Genomic DNA, 20,926 nt, shown 5'->3' with positions numbered 1-20,926 from the left:
CGCGGCCCAGCCGCCGCGTCACAGGTAGAGCGGCCGCGTCACAGGTAGAGCCGCAGCAGGTCCTCCTCGCTCTCGCGGCGGACGATGACCCGCGCCTGCCCGTCGCGCACCGCGACGACCGGTGGCCTGGGCACGTGGTTGTAGTTGCCGGCCATCGAGCGCTGGTACGCGCCCGACACCGGGACGGCGAGCAGGTCGCCGGGCCGCACGTCGCCGGGCAGCGCGATGTCCCTGACCAGCACGTCCCCGCTCTCGCAGTGCTTGCCGACCACGGTGAACGCGCTCGTGGGGGCGTCGGAGGCGCGGTTGGCCAGGGCGGCGGTGTAGGCGGCGCCGTACATGCCGGGGCGGGGGTTGTCGCTCATGCCGCCGTTCACGCTCACGTACCGGCCCTTGATCGTGCCGATCTCGTACAGGGCGACCGTGGACGGCCCGGCGATCGACCTGCCGGGCTCGACGGCCAGATGCAGGCCCGCGGTCTCCTTCCTGAGGACGGCGAGCAGCTCTGCGGGCGTGGGCGGGGTGGGGTCGTCCGGCGTGTAGGCGATGCCGAGGCCGCCGCCCAGGTCGAGCCTGGTGACGCCGGTCTCGGCGGCGAAGGCGGCCATCCTGGCGGCGGCGGTGCCGAAGCCGTCCAGCTCGAAGATCTGCGAGCCGATGTGGGAGTGCAGGCCGTACAGCTCCAGCGCGGGCTCGGCGGTCACCTGCGCCACCGCGAGCGCGGCGGCGCCGGCGCTCAGCGAGAAGCCGAACTTGGAGTCCTCGCCGCCGGTGGCGATGAAGGCGTGGGTGTGCGGGTCCACGCCCGGCGTCACCCTGATCATCACCCGCTGCCGGACGCCCAGGGAGGCGGCGATCGCGGCGAGCCTTTCGATCTCGGCGAAGGAGTCGACGACCACGCAGCCGATGCCCCAGGCCACGGCCCTGCGCAGCTCGTCGGCCGACTTGTTGTTGCCGTGGAAGACGACCCGCTCCGGCGGCATCCCGCCGGCCATGGCCACGGCGAGCTCGCCGCCCGTGCAGACGTCCAGGGACAGGCCCAGCCGGTCCAGCCAGCGCACCACCTCGGGGCAGAGGAACGCCTTGCCGCCGTAGTGCACGTCGCCGTCGGGCAGCGCGTCCAGCCAGGCGCGGGCGCGGGCGGTGAAGTCGGCCTCGTCCAGCACGTACGCGGGCGTGCCGTGCTCCCGGGCCAGTTCGACCGCGCCGATCCCGCCGAGCCGCAGCTCCCCGTCGTGCCATGTGGTGGTCTGGGGCCAGATGTCCAAACTCATGAGGGGCGAGCGTAAACAACCGCGAGGGCATGAAGGGTCGAGCATCGACGGATTCGTTGCTCAGGGTCGCATGCCTTCACGAGGCTTGGTGCCGCCTGACTGCCTGGCCACGATGACATGCCATGCGAACACACCTGGTCATCGCCCTGGTGGCGGCCTGCGCGCTCGGCGCGGGATGCGGGAGGTCCACCTCGGGTACGGCGGCGGCCCCCACGCCGCCCTCCTCGACCGGCAAGAGCGCCAAGGACCTCGTCCCGGATTCCGTACGGAAGTCCGGCGAGCTCCGCATGGCGACCTCGGAAGGCTATCCCCCGATGGAGATGTACAAGCCGGGCACCCAGGAGATGACCGGCGTCGACGCCGACCTGGCCGTGGCGGTCGGCGAGCGGCTCGGGCTGAAGACCCGGATCATCAACGCCTCCTTCGACGGTCTCATCCCCGGCCTGCAGGGCGGCCGGTGGGACATCGCCATGGCCGCGCTCAGCGACCTCGAACAGCGCCGCAAGGCCGTCGACTTCGTCGACTACTTCAACGCCGGCGGCTCGATCATGGTCAAGAAGGGCAACCCCGAGGGCATCAAGACCCTTGAGGACCTGTGCGGCAAGAAGGTCGTCCTGGCCAAGGGCAGCTCCAACCTGGAGATCGGCAAGCGCCAGAACGAGAAGTGCGCCCAGAAGATGGAGATCATGCAGAGCGAGGACGCCCCCACCGGCCTGCTCACCATCGACTCCGGCCGTACCGTCGCCACGATCGTCGACTCCCCCGTGGCCGCCATGTACGCCAAGGAGACCGGCAAGTACGAGGTCCTGGCCGAGCAGTACGACGCCGGCCCCTGGGGCATCGCGATCGACAAGAAGCAGACCGGCCTGCGCGACGCCGTCGCCAAGGCGCTCCAGGAGCTGATCGACAGCGGCGAGTACGGCAAGATCCTGGAGAAGTACGGCACGACGGCCAACGCCGTGCCCAAGGTCACGATCAACACCGGCGCATGATGGAACTCCCGATCGAGGCGGTGAAGCCGCCCAGGCCCGGGCGGCTCGTCGCGGCGGTGGTCGCGGCGCTGGTGATGGCGTGGCTGGCCTACACCGTCATCGTCAACCCCAACCTCCACTGGGACGTCATCGCCGAGTTCCTGCTGGACGGCCGCGTGCTCGGCGGCCTGTGGATCACGATCGCGCTCACCGCGCTGTCCATGGTCATCGGCGTCGCCCTCGGCGTGGTCGCCGCCGTCATGCAGTTGTCGGACAGCCCGGTGCTGCGCGGCGCGGCCGGCCTCTACACCTGGTTCTTCCGGGGCACGCCGCTGCTGGTGCAGCTCATCTTCTGGTTCAACATCGGCCTGGTCTTCCCCGAGATCGGGCTCGGCGTGCCGTTCGGCGGCCCGATGTTCCTCCAGTGGCCGGCCAACGAGCTGATCACGCCGTTCACGGCGGCGCTGCTCGGGCTGACCATCAACGAGGGCGCGTACATGGCCGAGATCGTCCGCGCGGGCATCCGTTCGGTGGATCCCGGGCAGCGGGAGGCGGCCGAGTCGCTGGGCATGACGCACCGGCAGATCCTGCGCCGGGTCGTGCTGCCGCAGGCGATGCGGGTGATCATCCCGCCGACCGGCAACCAGTTCATCTCCATGCTGAAGACCACCTCGATGGTCTCGGTCATCTCCGGCGCGGAGCTGCTGACCGTCTCCCAGCGCATCTACCTGGACAACTTCGAGGTGATCGCGCTGCTGGTGGTCGCCTCCACCTGGTACCTGCTGCTCACCACCGTGGCCACCTTCGGCCAGCGTTCCCTGGAGAGGAGGTTCAGCCGTGGCCACTAGCATGGTGAAGATCGAATCGGTCCGGAAGCGCTTCGGCCAGCTGGAGGTGCTGAAGGGCGTCAGCCTCGACGTGCCGGCCGGCGCGGTGGTCTGCGTGGTGGGCCCGTCCGGGTCCGGCAAGTCGACGCTGTTGCGCTGCGTCAACCGGCTGGAGACGATCGACGCGGGCCGGGTGTGGGTCGACGGCGAGCTCATGGGCTTCAGCGAGCAGGGCGGCAAGCTGCACCTGCTGCGGCCCGGCGAGCTGTGCCGCCAGCGCCAGGAGATCGGCATGGTCTTCCAGCGCTTCCACCTGTTCCCGCACATGACCGCGCTGGAGAACGTCATGGAGGGCCCGTGCACGGTCAAGCGCCTGTCGAAGGCGAAGGCGGCCGAGCGCGCGAAGACGCTGCTCGACCGGGTGGGGCTGGCCGACCGGGCCGGCCACTACCCCAGGCAGCTGTCGGGCGGCCAGCAGCAGCGGGTCGCGATCGCGCGCAGCCTGGCCATGGACCCCAAGCTCATGCTGTTCGACGAGCCGACCAGCGCGCTCGACCCCGAGCTGGTGCAGGAGGTGCTGCAGGTCATGCGCGACCTGGCGGCCAGCGGGATGACGATGATCGTGGTGACCCACGAGATGGGCTTCGCCAGAGAGGCGGGCGACCACCTGGTGTTCATCGACGACGGCGTGATCGTGGAGGAGGGGCCGCCGCGCGAGGTGCTGTCCGCGCCGCGTCACGAGCGCACCCGCGCCTTCCTCGGGCAGGTGCTGTGAACGGCTCGCTTCTCAGGGAGGGTTCGGCCGCGTGAGCCTCGACATGCTGATCAGCGGTGGCCTCGTGGCCGACGGGACGGGCGCGCCGCTGCGCCGGGCCGACGTCGGCGTCCGCGGTGACCGCCTCGTCCTGCTGCCCGGGGGCGGCCCGTCCGACGGCGGCGGGGGGCGGGTGATCGACGCCGCCGGGCTGGTGGTCGCGCCCGGGTTCATCGACGTGCACACCCACTCCGACGCGGTCACCCTGCTCGGGGAGGCGGGCCGGGAGCTGGCCGCCGCGCCCGTGCTCATGGGCGTCACGGTGGAGATCTGCGGCAACTGCGGGTCGAGCCTGTTCCCGGCGCTGCCCGACCGGGTGCCGGCGCTGCGCCGGTCGAGCAGGGCCGGCTTCGGCGGCGACATCCCAATTTTTGAGGACTACGACGGGTTCGTCGCGGCGCACGAGCGGGCCCCCCGGTCGAACCACCTGACCTCCCTCGTCGGCCACGGCACCCTGCGGGCCGGCGTGCTCGGCTACGAGGACCGCCCGGCCACCCCCGCCGAGCTCGCCACCATGTGCGCGCTGCTCGACGAGGCGCTGGCCGCCGGCGCCGCCGGGCTGTCCACCGGCCTCATCTACACCCCCGGCACGTACGGCGACACCGCCGAGGTGGTCGCGCTGGCCCGCGTCGCGGCCCGGCACGGCAAGCCGTACGTCACCCACCTGCGGGACGAGATGTCGCGCGTGGAGGAGGCGCTGGAGGAGGCCGTCGAGATCGCCCGCAGCAGCGGGGCCGCGCTGCACGTCAGCCACCACAAGACGGCCGGCAAGCACGCCTGGGGCAAGACCCTGCGCACGCTCCCCCGCATCGCCGCGCTGCGCGCCCAGGGCATGGACCTGACCTGCGACGTCTACCCCTACACCGAGGGCAGCACGTCGCTGTCGGCGATGTTCCCCCCGTGGGCCAACGACGGCGGCACCGAGGCGCTGCTCGACCGGCTGCGCGACCCCGGCCAGCGCGACCGGATGCGCGCGGCCATCGAGGACGGCGTGCCGGGCTGGGAGAACACCGTCGGCAACGGCGGCTGGGACCGCATCTCGGTCGCCTGCGCCACCCGTCATCCCGAGGCCGAGGGCCGCACGATCGCCGAGCTGGGCGGTGACCCGGTGGACGCGGCGGCCGAGCTGCTGCTCGCCGAGGACGGCGAGGTGACGATCATCAGCCACTCCATGCGCGAGGACGACGTCCAGCGGGTCCTGGCGAGCGAGTACGTCATGATCGGCTCGGACGGCGTGCCCAAGCCGGGCCATCCGCACCCCCGGCTGGCCGGCACCTTCCCCAGGGTGCTCGGCCGCTACTCCCGCGACCAGGGGCTGTTCCCGGTGGAGACCGCCGTCCACAAGATGACCGGCATGGCGGCCGACCGGTTCGGGCTGGCGGACCGGGGCGTCGTGCGCGACGGAGCGCACGCCGACCTGGTGCTCTTCGACCCCGCGACGGTGGCCGACGGCGCGACCTACGCCGACCCGCTGCTGCCTCCCGTCGGCATCAGGGCCGTCGTGGTGGCCGGACGGCTCGCCGTGCAGGACAACAGGCTCACCGAGGACAGACCAGGAAGGATCATCGGGCGGTGAACGACATCACGCTCGCCGTCGCGACGAGGGATCTGGTGACGGGCGAGTTCCACGGCGTCAACGAGGACGCCGAGCTGCCGCTGGCCAGCGTCGGCAAGCTGCTGCTGCTGGCCGAGGTGGCCATGAGCGTCGAGGGCGGCATCCTGGCCCCCGACACGCCCGTGACGCTGCACGACGACGACTACTGCGGCGGCTCCGGGCTGCTCACGTCGCTGTCCGCGCGCGTCTGGACGATCGGCGACCTCGCCCTGCTGACCGCCGCCGTCAGCGACAACACCGCCACGAACGCGCTGCTGCGCACGATCGGCCTGGACCGGGTCAACGCCGCCGCCGCGGCCCTCGGGCTGTCGCGGACCAGGCTGCTCGACCGCATCAGGGAACCGCGCACCCCGCAGGACCCGCCGACGTTCGCGATCGGCACCGCGGCCGAGCTGTCCGGCCTGGCCGCGCTGCTCGCCGGTCCGGGCGGCTGGCAGGCGCTCATGCGCGGCTGGATGCGCCAGAACACCGACCACGGGCTCGTCCCCGCCCTGGTCAGGCACGATCCCGAGGGCGACTGGCTGGCCAACAAGACCGGCACCGACGAGGGCGTCCGGTCCGACGTCGGCATCATGGACGGCCGCGTCGCCTACGCCGTCCTGGCCCACGGCCCCGCGGGCAGCGAGCACGACCTGACCTCCGCCGTACGGCGGGCCGGCCTGGACGTCGCCGCCCGCCTCAGCGCAACGACGGCTCCAGCGAGTTCCTGAGCTGGGCCGAGGCCGTACGCAGATAGGCCAGGAACGACCGGGCGGCCGGGTTGGGATTGGTCGGCCGCCTGGCCACGCCGATCCTGCGGAACAGGTTCGGCGTGGTCAGCCGGCAGGTGTGCAGCCCGGTCGCGCCCTGCAGGCCGAGGCTCGGCACCAGCGCGACGCCGAGCCCGGCCCGCACCAGGCCGATCGTCACCTCGTAGTGGTCGCTGCGGCAGCGGATCCGCGGCGAGAAGCCCTCCAGCGTGCTGGCCCGTTCCAGGATCGACACCGGGTGCTCGGCGCCGAACGTGGTGATCCACGGCTCCTCGGCCAGGTCCGCCAGCCGCACCTTGGGCCGCTGGGCGGCGGCGTGGCCGGTCGGCAGGACCAGCAACTGCGGCTCGTCGAACAGGTGGACGACCTCCACCCCTTCCGGGCACTGCCACGGATCGAGCGCGTGCTCGAAGACCACCAGCACGTCGAGCGCGCCGCGCTCCAGATCGGGCAGCAGCTCGTACGGCTGGCCCTCCACCAGGTCGAGCGCCACCTTGGGATACCGGGAGGCGAACCGCGACAACGCCAGCGGCAGCAGCCGGTACCCGGCGGAGGCGAAGAAGCCGATGCGCAGCTCGCCGGCGTCCACCCTGGCCTGGGCGAGCAGGTCCTTCTCGGCCGCCTCGATGATGTCGACGACCTCCTGGGCCCGGATGGCCAGGCGGCGTCCCGCCTCGGTCAGCCGCAGGCTCTGGGCGTTGCGCTCGACCAGCCCGACCCCCGCCTCCTGCTCCAGCCGGGACAGCTGATGGGACACCGCGGACGGCGACAACTTCAGCACCCTGGCCGCACCGGCGATACTGCCCGTCCTGAACACCTCAAGCAGGACACGCAGCCGGTTACTACTCAACACGGGACCAAGAGTACGAGCTCCCCCACCTCGTCCCGCGCATAAGATGTGACCGGTGATCGACTCCACCCACCTGCCGCCGGTCGAGCTGCGTACCGAGCGCCTGCTGCTGCGGCCCTGGCGCCCCTCCGACCGCGAGCCCTTCGCGGAGCTCAACGCCGATCCCGAGGTCATGGAACACTTCCCCGCCACGCTCAGCCGCGAGCAGAGCGACGCGCTCGCCGACGCCGGCGACGACCTGATCACCCGGCAGGGCTGGGGACGCTGGGCGCTGGAACGGCTGGACACCGGCGAGTTCATCGGCTTCACCGGCCTGCACCGGCCGACGTTCGAGGCCCCCTTCATGCCCGCGACGGAGATCGCCTGGCGGCTCGACCGCAGGTCGTGGGGGCACGGCTACGCGAGCGAGGCGGCCACCGCCGCGCTCGGCTTCGCCTTCGACCGGCTCGGCCTGGCGGAGGTGGTCTCCTTCACGGCCACGGTCAACACCCGCTCCAGCGCCGTCATGCGGCGCCTCGGGATGGTCCACGACCCCGAGGGGGACTTCGACCATCCCGTCCTGCCGCCCGGCCACCGGCTGCGCCGCCACGTCCTGTACCGCCTCACCGCGAGCGACTGGCGCCTCCAGCGGGTCAGCGCTTGTTGACGCGGATGGAGATGATCGTGCCGGGCGGGATGGCGGCCGAGGAGACCTGGCCGGGAGAGACCCACGGGCCGACGTTGTAGACGTACCCGACGGCGGGGTTGACGTGCAGGACGGTGATCGCGATCTGGTGCTGGCCCGTGCCGCCGGTGCAGCGGCTCTCGGCCATGGAGCCGTTCACGCTGGAGGTGCAGCCGTCGGGGACGGCGTGGGCGGCCGGGGCGAAGCCCGCGAGCAGCGCGGTGGTGAGCAGGGTCGCGGCGGGCAGGCCGGTGGCCCACTTCCTGGACAGCACGAGGACGCCTCCTGATGCGTGAGAGGGACGGAAGCTTCTCTTAGGAAACTTTCCTAAACGGACCATAATCGCCCCTGCTCGCCCGTCAACCCCCCGGACCGACGCCCGCCGACAGAGACGGCCCGCAGACGGCCCCGGACATGCGAAACGGCCCCTACCGTGCGACGAAGCCGCAGGTAGAGGCCGCTTTCTCTCAAGCAGACATCTTCTTCTTGAGGTTCTCGTCCAGGGCGGCCAGGAAGTCCTGGGTGGTGAGCCACTTGGCGTCGCCGCCGACCAGCATGGCGAGGTCCTTGGTCATCTGACCGCTCTCGACGGTCTCGATGCAGACCTGCTCCAGCTTGTTGGCGAAGTCGGTCACGGCGGGGGTGTTGTCCAGCTTGCCGCGGTGGGCCAGGCCACGCGTCCACGCGAAGATCGAGGCGATCGGGTTCGTGGAGGTGGGGTTGCCCTTCTGGTGCTCGCGGTAGTGGCGGGTCACGGTGCCGTGGGCGGCCTCGGCCTCGACGGTCTGGCCGTCGGGGGTCATGAGGACGGAGGTCATCAGGCCGAGCGAGCCGAAGCCCTGGGCGACGGTGTCGGACTGCACGTCGCCGTCGTAGTTCTTGGCGGCCCAGACGTAGCCGCCCTCCCACTTGAGCGCCGCGGCGACCATGTCGTCGATGAGGCGGTGCTCGTAGGTGAGCCCGGCCTTGTCGAAGTCGGCCTTGAACTCGGTCTCGAAGACCTCGGCGAAGATGTCCTTGAAGCGGCCGTCGTACGCCTTGAGGATGGTGTTCTTCGTCGACAGGTAGACCGGGTAGTTGCGGGCCAGGCCGTAGCGCATGGAGGCGCGGGCGAAGTCGCGGATCGACTCGTCGAGGTTGTACATCGCCATGGCGACGCCGCTGCCCGGGAAGTCGTACACGTCGAGCTCGATCGGCTCGGAGCCGTCCTTCGGCGTGTACGTGAGGGTCAGGGTGCCCTCGCCGGGGATGACCAGGTCGGTGGCGCGGTACTGGTCGCCGAAGGCGTGACGGCCGACGACGATCGGCTTGGTCCAGCCGGGCACGAGCCGCGGCACGTTCGACATGATGATCGGCTCACGGAAGATCACGCCGCCGAGGATGTTGCGGATGGTCCCGTTGGGGGACTTCCACATCTTCTTGAGCCCGAACTCCTCGACCCGCGCCTCGTCGGGGGTGATGGTGGCGCACTTCACACCGACGCCGTACTTCTTGATGGCGTTGGCGGCGTCGATGGTGACCTGGTCGTCCGTCGAGTCCCGGTACTCGATCCCCAGGTCGTAGTACTTCAGGTCGACGTCGAGGTAGGGAAGGATCAGCTGGTCCTTGATGAACTGCCAGATGATCCTGGTCATCTCGTCGCCGTCGAGCTCGACGACCGGACCCTCCACCTTGATCTTGGGCATGCGAATGGTTCCCCTTCAATGAATGGATGCGTTGAGGCTATCGGACCGTCCCGTCAACCGGCCAAAAGGGACAGGAGCCAGGCCTTGAACCCGTTGTTGTACAGCGCGAGCGAGGTCAGGGCCATGAGGAAGCCGAACGCGATCAGCGTGATGACGTCCGTCTTCTTGTCGCGGACGGCCAGTTGCCCGTCGAACCCGGCGAACCGGAGCGCGGCGGCGACCATCAGCACACCGCCCAGCGCGAACCCGCCCCAGCGCGGGTCCACCAACAGGATCACGAGCACGGCGGCGACCGCTCCCGCCACGATCAGCGGGAACGGTCCCCAGCGTTCACGTTCGTTCTCTCGGCTCAACGCTCTTCTATTGGCTTCCACTTCTGATCGCGCTCGCCAATGTATTCACTGTCGGGCCGGATCAGCCTGTTGTCGGCATGCTGCTCGATCACGTGCGCGGTCCAGCCGGACATGCGGCTGATCGAGAAGACGGGGGTGAACAGGTCCGTCGGAATGCCAAGGTAGTGGTAGACCGACGCCGCGTAGAAATCGACGTTCGGATAGAGGCCCTTCGTCTCGAAGACGACCTCCTCCATCTCCTTCGACATCCGGTAGTAGGTGTCGTCGCCGGCGGCCTCGGCCAGCTCGGCGGACATGCGGCGCAGATGCGTCGCGCGCGGGTCCTCGGTCTTGTAGACGCGGTGGCCGAAGCCCATGATCTTCTCGCCCGCGGCGAGCTTGTCGCGCACGGCCTGGGCCACCCCGCCCGGCGGGATCGACTCCAGGGTCTTCATGACCTGCTCGTTCGCGCCGCCGTGCAGCGGGCCCTTGAGCGTGCCGATGGCCGCGACGATGGCCGAGTGCATGTCCGACAGGGTCGCGGCGCAGACGCGGGCGGCGAACGTCGAGGCGTTCATCGTGTGGTCGGCGTGCAGCACCAGGCACTCGTCGAAGATCTCGACCGCACGCCGCTCGGGGGCGCGTCCGGTGACCTGGAGCAGGAAGTTGCCGGCGATGCTGAGCTCGGGGTCGGCCTCGGGGACCGCGCCGCCGGTGCGCGCGGCGTGGTAGCGGGCGACCAGCACGGGCTGCTGCGCGGTCAGGCGGGCCGCCTTGCGCAGGTTCGCGTCGGGGGCGGTGGAGTCCTTGTCGGGGTCGTCGGCGCCGGAGAGTGAGACGAGGGAGCGGAGCGCCTCCATGGGTTTCTGCTTCTCGGCGATCTCCGCCACGTTGGCGGCGACCAGCGCACCGAGCTCCCTGCCCTGGGCCAGGTCGGCGCCGTACGCCTCCAGCTGGGCCCGGTCGGGCAGCCTGCCGTGCTGCAGCAGGTACGCGGTCTCCTCGAACGTCGCTCGGCCGGCCAGATCGTGGATGTCGTATCCACGGTAGAACAGGCGACCGGCCTTGCCGTCGATGTCGCTCAGCGCTGTGGACGCGGCGACGACATCGGCCAGGCCTTTCGTGGGCTTGTCCGCCATGAGTGTTTCCTCCGCTTATCTTCCTCCGAAGTCTACCCGTGAGCAGGTAAAACCGTTCGCAGAGGTCCAAACCAATTTCACGGGGGATTCTCCTTTCGGCAAAGGAGATTCCGCATCCCCTCGGTTGGGTAAGCCGGAGCTGTAGTAATAGTTACGGCGGGCTACCTGGGGAGGAACTGCCGTGGAGGGGCCGTTCATACGCATCGAGGACACCGGCGACGTGGTCCCGTTGCGCCCCGAGATCACGACGGTCGGGAGAGGCCGGGGTGTGGACATCCGGCTCACCGACCCCAGTGTGTCTCGACTCCATGCCGAGTTCGTCAGACGAGGACCCTACCTGTACGTCGTTGATCTGGGCCTGTCCCGCAACGGCACACGGGTGAACGGCAGGCCGATCGCCCGGAGGGTCCTTGACGACGGAGACGTCGTCTCGTTCGGCGCGGCGCGGGGTCGCATCGGTGGAGTCCCCCGTGAGGACTTCACCCCCGAGGTCGAGCTGCGCAGGGCGGCGGCGCCCGAGCTGACCAGGCGCGAGGTCGATGTGCTGACCTCGCTCTGCAGGCCGGCGCTGTCCGACGAGGCGTTCGTCGCTCCGGCGACGGCGCGCGAGATCGCCGACGACCTGGTCGTGACCGAAGCCGCGGTCAAGCAACACCTGCTGCGGCTGTACCAGAAGTTCAGGATTCCTGAGGGCACCAACCGCCGCACGCGCCTCGCCAACGAGGTCGTCGCGCTCGGGCTGGTGCGCCCGACCCCTGTGGTGCCACCACAGCGGTCGGCGGGCGCCGCGGCTGAGCAGCAGCCGTCGGCGGCCGGTAGGAGGGCTTCCTAGAGGGAGCCAGATCGCGACCGGGGCTTCGGCGAGGGGTTCCGGCAGCGTCGGAACCATCGAGAGATCACTGCGCTCACCCCTGCTGGGCGCGGAACGGGCGACGGCGGGCGACCGCGGGCCGACAGGCCGGTGGCGCGCGCCGTGCTCGACGCCGGTCAGGGAACGTGCCGGCGACGCGCGCTGGTGAGCCATGCGCTCGTCGCCGGAGGTCAGCGTTCCTTCACCGGTGTCCTTCAGATCACCCGGAAACCGTGGCTGGGCCTGCTGGTCCTGTTGGCCCGGTCGACGGCGACCGCGTAGTAGTGGTCGCCGCGCTTGCCGTCGGGGTCCGTCCAGCGGATCTGGCGGTCGGCGGGCACGACCGCGACCAGGTTGCGCGCGTCGGCGAAGGCGTTCTGGCCGGCCTCGTCCGGGAAGCGGAAGATGGCGAACTGGAACGGCTCGTCCCGGCCGGTGGCGACCACGCGCACCTCGACGCCGCCGGTGCGGCGCAGCGCGTACGCCACCACCGGGCGGCGCGGCGGCTCGCCGTTCGCCAGGCGGGGCAGCACGGGCGCGAGCGCGGGCCGCTGGTAGTGGTCGTTGACGGCGGTCGTGATGGAGGCGAGCCGGTCCACCTTGACGTCGTTGGCGTTGTACCAGATGTCGCCGCCGACCTCGGGGTGGGCGCGGTTGAGCGTCAGGTGCCTGGACAGCTCGTCCGGCTTCTGCCATTCGGCGGCCTGGGCCGGGTCGCCCGCCTTGTACGCCGCCTGCCCGATCCACAGCAGCGTGTTCGTGCCCGCGGCCACGTCCGACCACCACGGGACGAGCTTGGAGTAGTCGGCCGGCGGCTGCCCGATGTACCAGTAGAGCTGCGGCGCGATGTAGTCCAGCCAGCCCTTCTTGACCCAGCCGCGGGTGTCGGCGTGCAGGTTGTCGTAGGACTGGCCGCCGTTGGTCTCGGAGCCGAGCGGGTCGGTGCCCTTGTTGCGCCAGATGCCCGACGGGCTGATGCCCCAGGCGATCTCCGGCTTGGCCTGCAGGACGCGCTGCTGCATCTCGCTGACCATGAGGTCGACGTTGTTGCGTCGCCAGGAGGCCAGGTCGGGGAAGCCGGCGCCGTACTTGGCGAACGCGGCGCTGTCGTCGAAAGCAGTGGTGTTGGTCGGGTAGAAGTAGTCGTCGAAGTGCAGGCCGTCGATGTCGTAGCGGGTGATCGCGTCCATCATCGCGTCCTGGCAGAACTTGCGGACCTCGGGCATGCCCGGGTTGTAGTAGAGCTTGCCGCCGAACGGCAGGATCCAGTCGGGGTTCTTGCGGCCGGGGTGATCGGGGTGCAGCTTGCTCGGGTCGGGCTGCATCGACACGCGGTAGGGGTTGAACCAGGCGTGGAAGGCCAGGCCGCGCTTGTGGGTCTCCTCCACGGCGAACCCGAGCGGGTCGTAGCCGGGGTCCTGGCCCTGGGTGCCGGTCAGGTACTGCGACCAGGGCTCGAACGGCGACGGCCAGAACGCGTCGGCGGTCGGCCTGATCTGCACGAACACGGAGTTGAGCTTGCGCTGCACGGCCACGTCGAGCCAGGCGAGGTATTCGGCCTTCTGCTCGTCGGCGCTCAGCCCCGGCTTCGAGGGCCAGTTGATGTTGACGACGGAAGCGATCCACATGCCGCGCATCTGACGCAGCGGGGGGACGTAGTCTGCCTGGGCGAAGGCCGGCAGCGGCACGGCTGACGCGGCGGCGGCGAGAGCGAGACCCTTCAGGAGAGTCCTTCTGCTGGGCATGGGGGGTGGCCTCTCGACAATGGTTGTGTCGAGGGCGACGATGACAGAAAATTACCTTCAGATCAACAACCGTGAAGGAAAATGCCGCATGAGCGCAGAGCTGGTCCGACTTGCGATGACGGTGCTCCAGCCGGGGTTCGAAGGGACGTCGCCTCCCGACTGGCTGCGCCGCGCGCTGGGCGAGGGCCTGGGCGGCGTCATCCTGTTCGCCCGCAACTCCATCGGCGAGCAGCTCGTCCGTTCGGTGCGCGCCGAGAACCCCGGCGCGATCGTCGCGATCGACGAGGAGGGCGGCGCGGTCACCCGGCTCGAAGTGCTCGCCGGCAGTTCCTTCCCCGGCAACCGGGCGCTGGGCGTGGCCGACGACGTCGAGCTGACCGAGCGGGTCGGCCGGCAGATCGGCCGGATGCTCGCCGAACTCGACATCTCCCTCGACTACGCCCCCTCCGCCGACGTGAACGCCAACCCGGAGAACCCGGTCATCGGCGTGCGCTCGTTCGGGCCCGACCCCGAGCTGGTCGCCCGGCACACCGTCGCATACGTGGCCGGGGTGCAGGGCGCGGGCGTGGCCGCCTGCGCCAAGCACTTCCCGGGGCACGGCGACACGACCACCGACTCCCACCTGGCGCTGCCCACCGTGCACGCCTCGCGGGCGGTGCTGGACGAGCGCGACCTGCCGCCGTTCCGGGCCGCCATCGCGCACGGGGTGCGCTCGATCATGTCCGGCCACCTGCTCGTGCCCGCGCTCGACCCGGCGATGCCCGCCACGCTCAGCCACAGCGCCCTGACCGACCTGCTCAGGGGCGAGCTCGGCTTCGACGGCGTGGTGGTCACCGACGCGATCGAGATGCAGGCCGTGGCCGCCATGTTCGGCCCCGGCGAGATCGCGGTGCGCGCGCTGGCCGCCGGCGTCGACACCATCTGCGCCGGCCGGGCCGACGAGCGCAGCCTGCACGAGATGCGCGACGCCATCGTCGAGGCGGTGCGCACGGGCCGGCTGGCGGAGGAGCGGCTGGCCGAGGCGGCCGGCCGGGTGCTCGCCCTGTCCACCTGGTACGCCGAACGGTCCGAGCTGCGCGATAAGGCCCGCGCCGACATCGACGAGGGCGTCGGCCTGGAGGCCGCCAGGGCCGCGCTGACCACCACCGGCACCGCCGTGCTCGACCGGGGGCCGCTGGTCGTGGAGGTCAACACCCGGCTCAACCAGGCGGTCGATCCCGCCACGCCGACCGGCATCGCGGCGGCGCTGGCCGCCCGGCTGCCGAACACCGCCAGGGTGCGCCTCGACCGCGGCGGCGAGCTGCCCGCCTTCGACGACCGTCCCGTGGTGCTCGTGGTGCACGACACGGCCCGGCATCCGTGGGTGCGCGAGGCGCTGGCGCGGGCGCTGGCCGTCCGGCCCGACGCGATCGTGGTGGACACCGGCATCAGCGACGCGCCCGTCGGGGCCGCCCACCTCGCCACGCACGGCATCTCCCGCGTCTCTGCGCAGGCGGCGGCCGAATGGCTGACCCGTTGAACACCGAGCCCGCGAACCCGGTCGCCACCGTGCGGGCGGTGCTGCCGTCGCTGACCCCGGCGGCGCAGGCCATCGGGCGCATCATCCTGGACGACCCGGGGCTGGTCGTGCGGAGCACGATCACCGAGTTCAGCGCGGTGTCGGGCACCAGCGAGGCGACGATCGTGCGCACCGCGCGGGCGCTCGGCTTCGCCGGTTACTCGCAGATGCGCTTCGCGCTGGCCGCCGCCGTGGCCAAGCAGCCCGAACGTCTGGTGCCCGGCGACCTGGCCCCCGACGACCCGCTGACCGACGTGATCGCCAAGGTGGCGCGGGCGGAGTCCGACGCGCTGGCGGACACGGCGGCGCAGCTCGACCCCGACCAGCTCGGCGAGGTCGTCCAGGCCATCGCGGTGGCCCGGCGGGTGGACGTCTACGGCGTGGCGGCTTCCGGGCTGGTGGCCGCCGACATGTCGCAGAAGCTGCTGCGCATCGGCCTGTCCAGCCACCCGTTCAGCGACGCCCACCTGGCCCTGACCAGCGCGGCGCTGCTGCGGGACGGCGACGTCGCGGTGGCCATCAGCTGCAGCGGCGAGACGCCCGACGTGCTGGTCCCGGCCCGTACGGCGGCCGAGGCGGGGGCGCTGATCGTGGCCATCACCAACAACCCGCGCTCGTCGCTGGCCGACCTGGCCAGCCACACGCTGGTGTCGGCCGGCCGGGAGACCGCCTTCCGGCCCGGCGCGCTGGCCAGCCGGATCAGCCAGCTGCTGATCGTCGACTGCATCTTCGTCGGCCTGGCCCAGCGCACCTACGACCGGGCCGAGGCGGCGATCCGGGCCACCCGCGACGCGACCGACCGCTACCGCAACCGGTGACGGACGATCGGCGACCGGCAGGAGGGCGTCAGGCGCGGGTCACCGAGACCTTCGCCAGGTCGGCCTCGATGCGCGCCGCCGTGGCCAGGAGCTCCGGCAGCAGCCCCGTCCTGACCTGGTGCAGGCTGGTGCGGCCGGCGTGCGTGGAGACGTTCACGGCGGCGACCGTACGGCCGGCGTGGTCGCGTACGGGCGCGGCGACGGACCGCAGGCCCTCCTCCAGCTCCTGGTCCACCATCGCCCAGCCGCGCAGGCGCACCTGCTCCAGCTCGGCCCGCAGCGCGTCGGGCCGCACGACGGTCCTGGAGGTCAGCACACGTAACGCGGCCCGTCCCAGGTAGTCGTCCAGGTCGCCGGGCGGCAGGGCGGACAGCAGCACCCGGCCCATCGACGTGCAGTAGGCCGGGAAGCGGGTGCCGATGCTGATCGACACGCTCATGATCCGGGCGGTGGCGACGCGGGCGACGTACACGACGTCCTCGCCGTCGAGCACCGCGACCGAGGCGGACTCGTGCACCTCGGCGGCCAGGCGTTCCAGGTGGGGGCCGGCGACCTCGGGCAGCGACAGGCCGGACAGGTAGGCGTACCCGAGCTCCAGGACGCGCGGGGTGAGCGCGAACAGCCGGCCGTCGTTGCGCACATAGCCGAGGTCGGCCAGCGTGATGAGGAAACGCCTGGCGGCGGCGCGGCTGAGGCCGGTCGCCCGCGCCACCTGGCTGAGCGTCAGCTCGGGCGCCGCGGCGCTGAACGCGCGGATCACCGCCAGCCCTCTGGCCAGCGACTGCACATGATCGACCATGGTGATCCCTTGACAGAAGCCGACAAGGGCGTAGTTTCCGCCATATGGAGCTGTTCGGACAGAGAATACCTGTGCGCAAAGCGAACACCTAGGAGCAGCCGTGCGTCGCATGCAGCAGCATGCGGCGATCGCGCGGGCCGCGGCGAGCCGCAGGTCCTGCTCATGGACGAGCCGTTCGCCGCCGTGGACGCGCAGACCAGGGCCGACCTGGAAAACCTGGCCATCGACCTGCCGCGCGACCGGGACCAGCTCACCACCCGGTCGCTGCCGCGTTCCGGCGAGCTGCGCGGGCAGTTCTACCGGCGGATCCAGCAGGCGAGAGGGGCACGATGAGCACAGTTCGGGCGGCGGCGTTCGAGGTGCTGCGGCGGTACGGCCTGACGACGATCTTCGGCAACCCCGGCTCGACCGAGGTGTCGCTGCTGACCGGCCTGCCGGACGACCTCCGCTTCGTGCTCGCGCTGCACGAGGGCTCGGTCGTCGGCATGGCCACCGGCTGGGCCATCGGGCACGCCGAGCCCGCGCTGGCCGTGCTGCACACCACGGCCGGGCTGGGCAACGCGGTGGGCGCCCTCGCCACGGCCCGGGTGAACCGGGCGCCCCTGGTCGTCCTGGTGGGGCAGCAGGACCGGCGGCACCTGGCGCTGGAGCCGTTCCTCGCCGGGCGGCTGGCCGGGCTGGCCGGCGACTACCCGGTGTGGACCGACCAGCCGGTGCGGGCGCAGGACGTGCCCGGCGCGCTGGCCAGGGCCTTTCACGAGGCGGTCACGCACCGGGGCCCCGCCCTGGTCGTGGTGCCGATGGACGACTGGGACGCGCCCTTCGCCGGCGAGACCCCGGCGGCCCCGGCCCGGGTGCTGCGGCCCGCCGCCGTGCCCGACGCCGGCTTGGCGCCGCTGGTCGAGCTGCTGGCCGGGGCGCGGTCGCCGGCGATCGTGGCGGGGGCTGGTGCGGCTTGGGGGCCGCTGGTGCGGTTGGCCGAGCGGCTGGCGTGCCCGGTGTTCCAGGAGTCGTTCGGGGCGCTGGCGGGGTTCCCGCAGGACCATCCGCAGTACGCGGGGGTGCTGCCGGCCGACCGGGAGCGGCTGCGGGCCGTGCTCGCGCCGCACGACGTCGTGCTGGCCGTGGGGGCGCCGGTGTTCCGGCAGTACCCGTACGCGCCGGGGCCGCTGGTCGAGCCGGGGACGGCGGTCGCCGTGGTCACCGACGACCCGGCCGAGGCGCACCGGAGCCCCGCCGACCTCGCCGTCCTGGCCCCGCCGGGGGCCGTCTGCGAGCGGCTGGCGGCCCTGCTGCCGGCCCGTCCCGCCGCCGCGGCGGCCGTTCCACCGGCCCCGGCTCCTGAGGTGCCCGGCGGGGAGCCGTTGCGGCCCGCGTACGTGCTGCGCGAGCTGGCCCGGCGGCTGCCCCGCGACGTCGTGCTGCTGGAGGAGACCCCGTCGTCCCGTCCCGACCTGCACCGGCTGGTCCCGGCCAGGAACCCGCTGGGCTTCGTCTCGGCGGCCATGGGCGGGCTCGGGTTCGCCGTGCCGGCCGCGGTCGGCCTGCGCATGGCGCTGCCCGGACGCCCGGTGGTCGCGGTCGTGGGCGACGGCTCGGCGCTGTACGGCGTGCACGCCCTGTGGAGCGCCGCCCACTACCGGGTGGGCGCGCTGTTCGTCGTGCTCGCCAACGGCCGCTACGCGGTCATGGACCGGCTGGCCGACCGGCAGGGCGGCAAGGCCCCCTGGCCGCCGTTCGCGGAGGTGGACATGGCCGCGCTGGCCAGGTCGCTGGGCTGCCCCGCCCGGCGGGTGGACGGCCCCGCCGAGCTGGGGGCCGTGCTCGACGAGGTGATCCCGTCGCTGGCCGCCCGCGAGGAGCCCCTGCTGCTCGACGTCACCGTGGCCGTGGACCGGGACTTCCGGCCGTGAGCCGGCTCACCAGGCCGGAGGGCGGCGACCGTCGTCGGCTGCCGGGTCGAAGCAGAGCTCGGGGGTGGCGTCCGGCTTGAAGACCTCGTCCAGGGCCCACCGCTCGTACGGGCGGGCGCACGGCGGCGCGCCGGCGATCGCCAGCTCGCGGGCGTCGAGGTCCATGACGACGGAGTAGACCGTGTGGCACTCCTCGGCCGGGCCGGCGTCGGGGTCGAGGTGGCGGCAGACGCCGTCGGGGAAGGAGTAGTGGTCGCGCAGGGCGGCGACGACGTGTTCGAGGCCGACCGCGCGCTCGGCGGCGGTGTCCTCCAGCAGGTGGCGCACGCGTTCGGGGCGCAGCAGGGTCAGGCCGGACCTGGCCGCCTTCATGTCCTCCAGCGGCAGCTCGGCCTCGAAGTGGTTGGCGTGGGTGAGCAGGCCGTCGCGCGGCAGCAGCGCGCCGAACGCGCCCGGAGCCACCTCCAGGTCGATGGCCTCGCCTCCGGCGTCGGCGATGAGCAGGTTTCCCGAGGAGACGCGCGGCACGTCGAGCACCTTGCGGTGGGCCCGGCTCATGCGGTCGGCCTGCAGCACCCCCCGCAGCAGGAAGTGGTACGGGACCCCCGCCCCGGCCTGGTCGCGGTCGGACTGCAGGCGGTTGGCGCACACGCCGAGCCCCGCCGAGTTGAGCCCCGACTTGGCGAGCATGCCCGCCTCGGCCAGCGTGAGCACCGCGAACCCCTCGGTGTCGCGGGTGGCCAGCAGGAAGGTGACCGCGCCCTGCTCGGGATGCCAGTCCCAGTTCTGGGCGAGCAGGGTGTGGCCGTCGCGGGTGTACTTGGGCAGGACGGCCAGCGCGGTGCAGCCGTCGTCGTGGTAGCCGGTGCCGTCGAGCAGCTCGGTACGGGCGTTGAGCGCGGCGATGTGCTCGACCGGCTGCGCCGCGCCCGCCGCCAGGCCCTCCAGCATGGCGGCGATGCTCGGGTCGTACGCCCTGGCCACGTCGAGGAAGGTCTGGCCCCAGCGCAGCACGTCGGCCGAGGAGAGCCCGGACTTGTCGCGGAACCGCCGCAGGTAGGTCTCGACGCTCCGCGCGACCAGGTCGGCGGTACGGTGACCGACCTCGGCCCCCATCTCCTCGTAGGTGCCCTCGACAGCGATGAGCGGGGTGTCCATGAATCGGCCTTCCGTGATGGGGGTAGGGCTGGCTCTTCTTCCCATTCCCCCCATCAGGGCTTCATCCCCCGATCACTCAGGAACGCTCGGCCGCCTCCACGACGTTGGACAGCAGCAGCGCGCGGGTCATCGGCCCGACCCCGCCCGGGTTGGGGGTGAGGAAACCGGCGACCTCCTCGACGTCGGGGGCCACGTCACCGGCGATCTTGCCGTGGACCCGGGACACGCCCACGTCGAGGACGGCCGCGCCGGGCTTGACCATGTCCCGCGTGATGAGCTCGGGCACGCCGGCCGCGGCCACGACGATGTCGGCGCGGCGCACGTGGGCGGCCAGGTCGTGGGTGCCGGTGTGGCAGAGGGTCACCGTGGCGTTCTCGCTGCGGCGGGTCAGCAGCAGGCCGAGCGAGCGGCCGACGGTGATGCCGCGGCCCACCACGACGACGTCGGCGCCCTTGATCGGCACGTCGTACTCCTGGAGCAGCAGCACGATGCCGTGGGGCGTGCAGGGCAGGGGCGCGTCGACCATGTGGACGAGGCGGCCGAGGTTGACCGGGTGGAGGCCGTCGGCGTCTTTGGCCGGGTCCATGCGCTCCAGCAGCGCCATCGTGTCGATCTGCTTGGGCAGCGGGAGCTGGACGATGTAGCCGGTGCAGGCCGGGGACGCGTTGAGCTCGTCGACGGCCGCCTCGACGTCCTTCTGGGTGGCGGTGGCCGGGAGGTCGACGCGGATGGAGGCGATGCCGACCTCGGCGCAGTCGCGGTGCTTGCCCGCGACGTAGATCTGGCTGCCCGGGTCGTCGCCCACCAGGACGGTGCCCAGGCCGGGCGTGATGCCGCGGTCCTTGAGCGCGGCCACCCGGGTCGCGAGGTCTGCCTTGATCCTGGCGGCTGTCGCCTTGCCGTCGAGTTTCACTGCGCTCATGCCGTCAATCCTTCCACGACTGGTCGGCTTCCCGGCACCGGCCGCGCGTCCGTCCACAGTTTTTCCACAGATGGGAGGCAGGCGGCGTCCGTTGTCCACAGGGAAACGATGACATCGTTGTCATCGATCAAGGAAGGGCATATCGTGTCGGGCGCCGGCACCCTGTCCCACGGAGGTTCCCCTTGCGCGCCCGCTTCCCCCTGCCACGCCTCGGCGGCCTCCGCCGGGCCGGCCAACCCATAC

General features: G+C 71.8%; 20 protein-coding genes and 1 pseudogene. 11 read left to right on the top strand and 10 right to left on the bottom strand.

What is annotated here, in order from left to right; translation table 11 throughout:
* Positions 1–38: 38 nt before the first annotated feature.
* Complete coding sequence (lysA, locus tag AB0C33_RS00895; RefSeq protein ID WP_358282338.1) at positions 39–1,274, bottom strand: diaminopimelate decarboxylase; 1,236 nt, start codon at positions 1,272–1,274, stop codon at positions 39–41.
* 122 nt (positions 1,275–1,396) lie between these two features.
* On the opposite strand from lysA, the gene AB0C33_RS00890 reads away from it, so the two are divergent.
* From AB0C33_RS00890 to AB0C33_RS00870, 5 genes are read left to right on the top strand one after another with little or no spacing between them, the layout of a single operon-like run.
* Entirely contained in the window at positions 1,397–2,266 is an 870-nt protein-coding gene (locus AB0C33_RS00890; protein ID WP_358282336.1) for an ABC transporter substrate-binding protein, read from the top strand.
* The gene (locus AB0C33_RS00885; protein ID WP_358282334.1) at positions 2,263–3,093 is read left to right on the top strand and encodes an amino acid ABC transporter permease; all 831 of its coding nucleotides are present in this window, start codon (positions 2,263–2,265) and stop codon (positions 3,091–3,093) included. Before AB0C33_RS00890 ends, AB0C33_RS00885 begins: the two co-directional genes overlap by 4 nt.
* Before the next feature lies 1 nt (position 3,094).
* Positions 3,095–3,847 carry an amino acid ABC transporter ATP-binding protein gene (locus tag AB0C33_RS00880; RefSeq protein WP_358283896.1) on the top strand — a complete coding sequence of 251 codons (753 nt, stop codon included), beginning with the start codon at positions 3,095–3,097 and terminating at the stop codon, positions 3,845–3,847.
* A gap of 31 nt (positions 3,848–3,878) precedes the next feature.
* The gene (locus tag AB0C33_RS00875; RefSeq protein ID WP_358282332.1) at positions 3,879–5,462 is read left to right on the top strand and encodes a D-aminoacylase; all 1,584 of its coding nucleotides are present in this window, start codon (positions 3,879–3,881) and stop codon (positions 5,460–5,462) included.
* A complete protein-coding gene (locus AB0C33_RS00870; protein WP_358282330.1) occupies positions 5,459–6,211 on the top strand; it encodes a serine hydrolase in 753 nt (250 codons plus the stop codon). Before AB0C33_RS00875 ends, AB0C33_RS00870 begins: the two co-directional genes overlap by 4 nt.
* On the opposite strand, the gene AB0C33_RS00865 is transcribed toward AB0C33_RS00870, so the two are convergent.
* Positions 6,180–7,103: a LysR substrate-binding domain-containing protein gene (locus AB0C33_RS00865; protein ID WP_357969738.1), complete on the bottom strand. Its 924-nt coding sequence runs from the start codon at positions 7,101–7,103 to the stop codon at positions 6,180–6,182. The two genes, AB0C33_RS00870 and AB0C33_RS00865, sit on opposite strands and share 32 nt — an antisense overlap.
* A gap of 52 nt (positions 7,104–7,155) precedes the next feature.
* On the opposite strand from AB0C33_RS00865, the gene AB0C33_RS00860 reads away from it, so the two are divergent.
* Positions 7,156–7,746, top strand: a complete 591-nt coding sequence (locus tag AB0C33_RS00860; RefSeq protein WP_358282328.1) for a GNAT family N-acetyltransferase — start codon at positions 7,156–7,158, stop codon at positions 7,744–7,746.
* On the opposite strand, the gene AB0C33_RS00855 is transcribed toward AB0C33_RS00860, so the two are convergent.
* The 4 genes from AB0C33_RS00855 to AB0C33_RS00840 all read right to left on the bottom strand — a co-directional run bounded on the left by AB0C33_RS00855 (position 7,733) and on the right by AB0C33_RS00840 (position 10,920).
* The gene (locus AB0C33_RS00855; protein WP_358282326.1) at positions 7,733–8,038 is read right to left on the bottom strand and encodes a hypothetical protein; all 306 of its coding nucleotides are present in this window, start codon (positions 8,036–8,038) and stop codon (positions 7,733–7,735) included. The genes AB0C33_RS00860 and AB0C33_RS00855 overlap by 14 nt on opposite strands.
* 193 nt (positions 8,039–8,231) lie before the next feature.
* Positions 8,232–9,449 carry an NADP-dependent isocitrate dehydrogenase gene (locus AB0C33_RS00850; protein WP_358282324.1) on the bottom strand — a complete coding sequence of 406 codons (1,218 nt, stop codon included), beginning with the start codon at positions 9,447–9,449 and terminating at the stop codon, positions 8,232–8,234.
* Positions 9,450–9,502: 53 nt separating this feature from the next.
* A complete protein-coding gene (locus tag AB0C33_RS00845) occupies positions 9,503–9,802 on the bottom strand; it encodes a DUF3017 domain-containing protein (RefSeq protein ID WP_358282322.1) in 300 nt (99 codons plus the stop codon).
* On the bottom strand, positions 9,799–10,920 hold the full coding sequence (locus AB0C33_RS00840) for a citrate/2-methylcitrate synthase (protein WP_358282320.1): 1,122 nt from the start codon (positions 10,918–10,920) through the stop codon (positions 9,799–9,801). Before AB0C33_RS00840 ends, AB0C33_RS00845 begins: the two co-directional genes overlap by 4 nt.
* Positions 10,921–11,101: 181 nt before the next feature.
* On the opposite strand from AB0C33_RS00840, the gene AB0C33_RS00835 reads away from it, so the two are divergent.
* Positions 11,102–11,752, top strand: a complete 651-nt coding sequence (locus AB0C33_RS00835) for an FHA domain-containing protein (RefSeq protein ID WP_352362084.1) — start codon at positions 11,102–11,104, stop codon at positions 11,750–11,752.
* A gap of 233 nt (positions 11,753–11,985) precedes the next feature.
* Here AB0C33_RS00835 and AB0C33_RS00830 read toward each other — a convergent pair whose 3' ends face one another.
* Entirely contained in the window at positions 11,986–13,398 is a 1,413-nt protein-coding gene (locus tag AB0C33_RS00830) for a family 10 glycosylhydrolase (protein ID WP_358282318.1), read from the bottom strand.
* 205 nt (positions 13,399–13,603) lie between these two features.
* Here AB0C33_RS00830 and AB0C33_RS00825 point away from each other — a divergent pair, with 205 nt between their 5' ends.
* Together AB0C33_RS00825 and AB0C33_RS00820 are read left to right on the top strand one after the other, a co-directional pair.
* Positions 13,604–15,034 carry a glycoside hydrolase family 3 protein gene (locus AB0C33_RS00825; RefSeq protein WP_358282316.1) on the top strand — a complete coding sequence of 477 codons (1,431 nt, stop codon included), beginning with the start codon at positions 13,604–13,606 and terminating at the stop codon, positions 15,032–15,034.
* Positions 15,019–15,891: a MurR/RpiR family transcriptional regulator gene (locus tag AB0C33_RS00820; RefSeq protein WP_352328557.1), complete on the top strand. Its 873-nt coding sequence runs from the start codon at positions 15,019–15,021 to the stop codon at positions 15,889–15,891. Before AB0C33_RS00825 ends, AB0C33_RS00820 begins: the two co-directional genes overlap by 16 nt.
* 28 nt (positions 15,892–15,919) lie before the next feature.
* Here AB0C33_RS00820 and AB0C33_RS00815 read toward each other — a convergent pair whose 3' ends face one another.
* On the bottom strand, positions 15,920–16,690 hold the full coding sequence (locus tag AB0C33_RS00815; protein WP_358282314.1) for an IclR family transcriptional regulator C-terminal domain-containing protein: 771 nt from the start codon (positions 16,688–16,690) through the stop codon (positions 15,920–15,922).
* A gap of 109 nt (positions 16,691–16,799) precedes the next feature.
* Here AB0C33_RS00815 and AB0C33_RS00810 point away from each other — a divergent pair.
* Both AB0C33_RS00810 and AB0C33_RS00805 read left to right on the top strand, forming a co-directional pair.
* Positions 16,800–17,023, top strand: a pseudogene (locus AB0C33_RS00810) (ABC transporter ATP-binding protein); the annotation flags it as partial.
* Entirely contained in the window at positions 17,020–18,603 is a 1,584-nt protein-coding gene (locus tag AB0C33_RS00805; RefSeq protein ID WP_358282310.1) for a thiamine pyrophosphate-dependent enzyme, read from the top strand. The pseudogene AB0C33_RS00810 and the gene AB0C33_RS00805, both read left to right, overlap by 4 nt.
* A 6-nt stretch (positions 18,604–18,609) precedes the next feature.
* Here the strand turns inward: AB0C33_RS00805 and AB0C33_RS00800 are convergent, their stop codons facing one another.
* Positions 18,610–19,761 carry a C45 family peptidase gene (locus AB0C33_RS00800; protein WP_358282307.1) on the bottom strand — a complete coding sequence of 384 codons (1,152 nt, stop codon included), beginning with the start codon at positions 19,759–19,761 and terminating at the stop codon, positions 18,610–18,612.
* A gap of 76 nt (positions 19,762–19,837) precedes the next feature.
* Positions 19,838–20,683 carry a bifunctional methylenetetrahydrofolate dehydrogenase/methenyltetrahydrofolate cyclohydrolase gene (locus AB0C33_RS00795; RefSeq protein WP_358282305.1) on the bottom strand — a complete coding sequence of 282 codons (846 nt, stop codon included), beginning with the start codon at positions 20,681–20,683 and terminating at the stop codon, positions 19,838–19,840.
* Between the last annotated feature and the right edge of the window lie 243 nt (positions 20,684–20,926).

Origin of the sequence: Nonomuraea sp. NPDC048881 (assembly GCF_040649795.1) — a bacterium.
GTDB lineage: Bacteria > Actinomycetota > Actinomycetes > Streptosporangiales > Streptosporangiaceae > Nonomuraea.
Note: the sequence above shows the minus strand (reverse complement) of the source record. Positions and strands in the feature narration are given on the sequence as shown.

What these genes read in the sequence shown, in the direction of transcription:
- lysA (WP_358282338.1), bottom strand. Translation starts at nt 1,274, where the DNA reads ATGAGTTTGGACATCTGGCCCCAGACCACCACATGGCACGACGGGGAG.
- AB0C33_RS00890 (WP_358282336.1), top strand. Translation starts at nt 1,397, where the DNA reads ATGCGAACACACCTGGTCATCGCCCTGGTGGCGGCCTGCGCGCTCGGC.
- AB0C33_RS00885 (WP_358282334.1), top strand. Translation starts at nt 2,263, where the DNA reads ATGATGGAACTCCCGATCGAGGCGGTGAAGCCGCCCAGGCCCGGGCGG.
- AB0C33_RS00880 (WP_358283896.1), top strand. Translation starts at nt 3,095, where the DNA reads ATGGTGAAGATCGAATCGGTCCGGAAGCGCTTCGGCCAGCTGGAGGTG.
- AB0C33_RS00850 (WP_358282324.1), bottom strand. Translation starts at nt 9,449, where the DNA reads ATGCCCAAGATCAAGGTGGAGGGTCCGGTCGTCGAGCTCGACGGCGAC.
- AB0C33_RS00840 (WP_358282320.1), bottom strand. Translation starts at nt 10,920, where the DNA reads ATGGCGGACAAGCCCACGAAAGGCCTGGCCGATGTCGTCGCCGCGTCC.
- AB0C33_RS00830 (WP_358282318.1), bottom strand. Translation starts at nt 13,398, where the DNA reads ATGTGGATCGCTTCCGTCGTCAACATCAACTGGCCCTCGAAGCCGGGG.
- AB0C33_RS00825 (WP_358282316.1), top strand. Translation starts at nt 13,604, where the DNA reads ATGAGCGCAGAGCTGGTCCGACTTGCGATGACGGTGCTCCAGCCGGGG.
- AB0C33_RS00820 (WP_352328557.1), top strand. Translation starts at nt 15,019, where the DNA reads ATGGCTGACCCGTTGAACACCGAGCCCGCGAACCCGGTCGCCACCGTG.
- AB0C33_RS00815 (WP_358282314.1), bottom strand. Translation starts at nt 16,690, where the DNA reads ATGGTCGATCATGTGCAGTCGCTGGCCAGAGGGCTGGCGGTGATCCGC.
- AB0C33_RS00805 (WP_358282310.1), top strand. Translation starts at nt 17,020, where the DNA reads ATGAGCACAGTTCGGGCGGCGGCGTTCGAGGTGCTGCGGCGGTACGGC.
- AB0C33_RS00800 (WP_358282307.1), bottom strand. Translation starts at nt 19,761, where the DNA reads ATGGACACCCCGCTCATCGCTGTCGAGGGCACCTACGAGGAGATGGGG.
- AB0C33_RS00795 (WP_358282305.1), bottom strand. Translation starts at nt 20,683, where the DNA reads ATGAGCGCAGTGAAACTCGACGGCAAGGCGACAGCCGCCAGGATCAAG.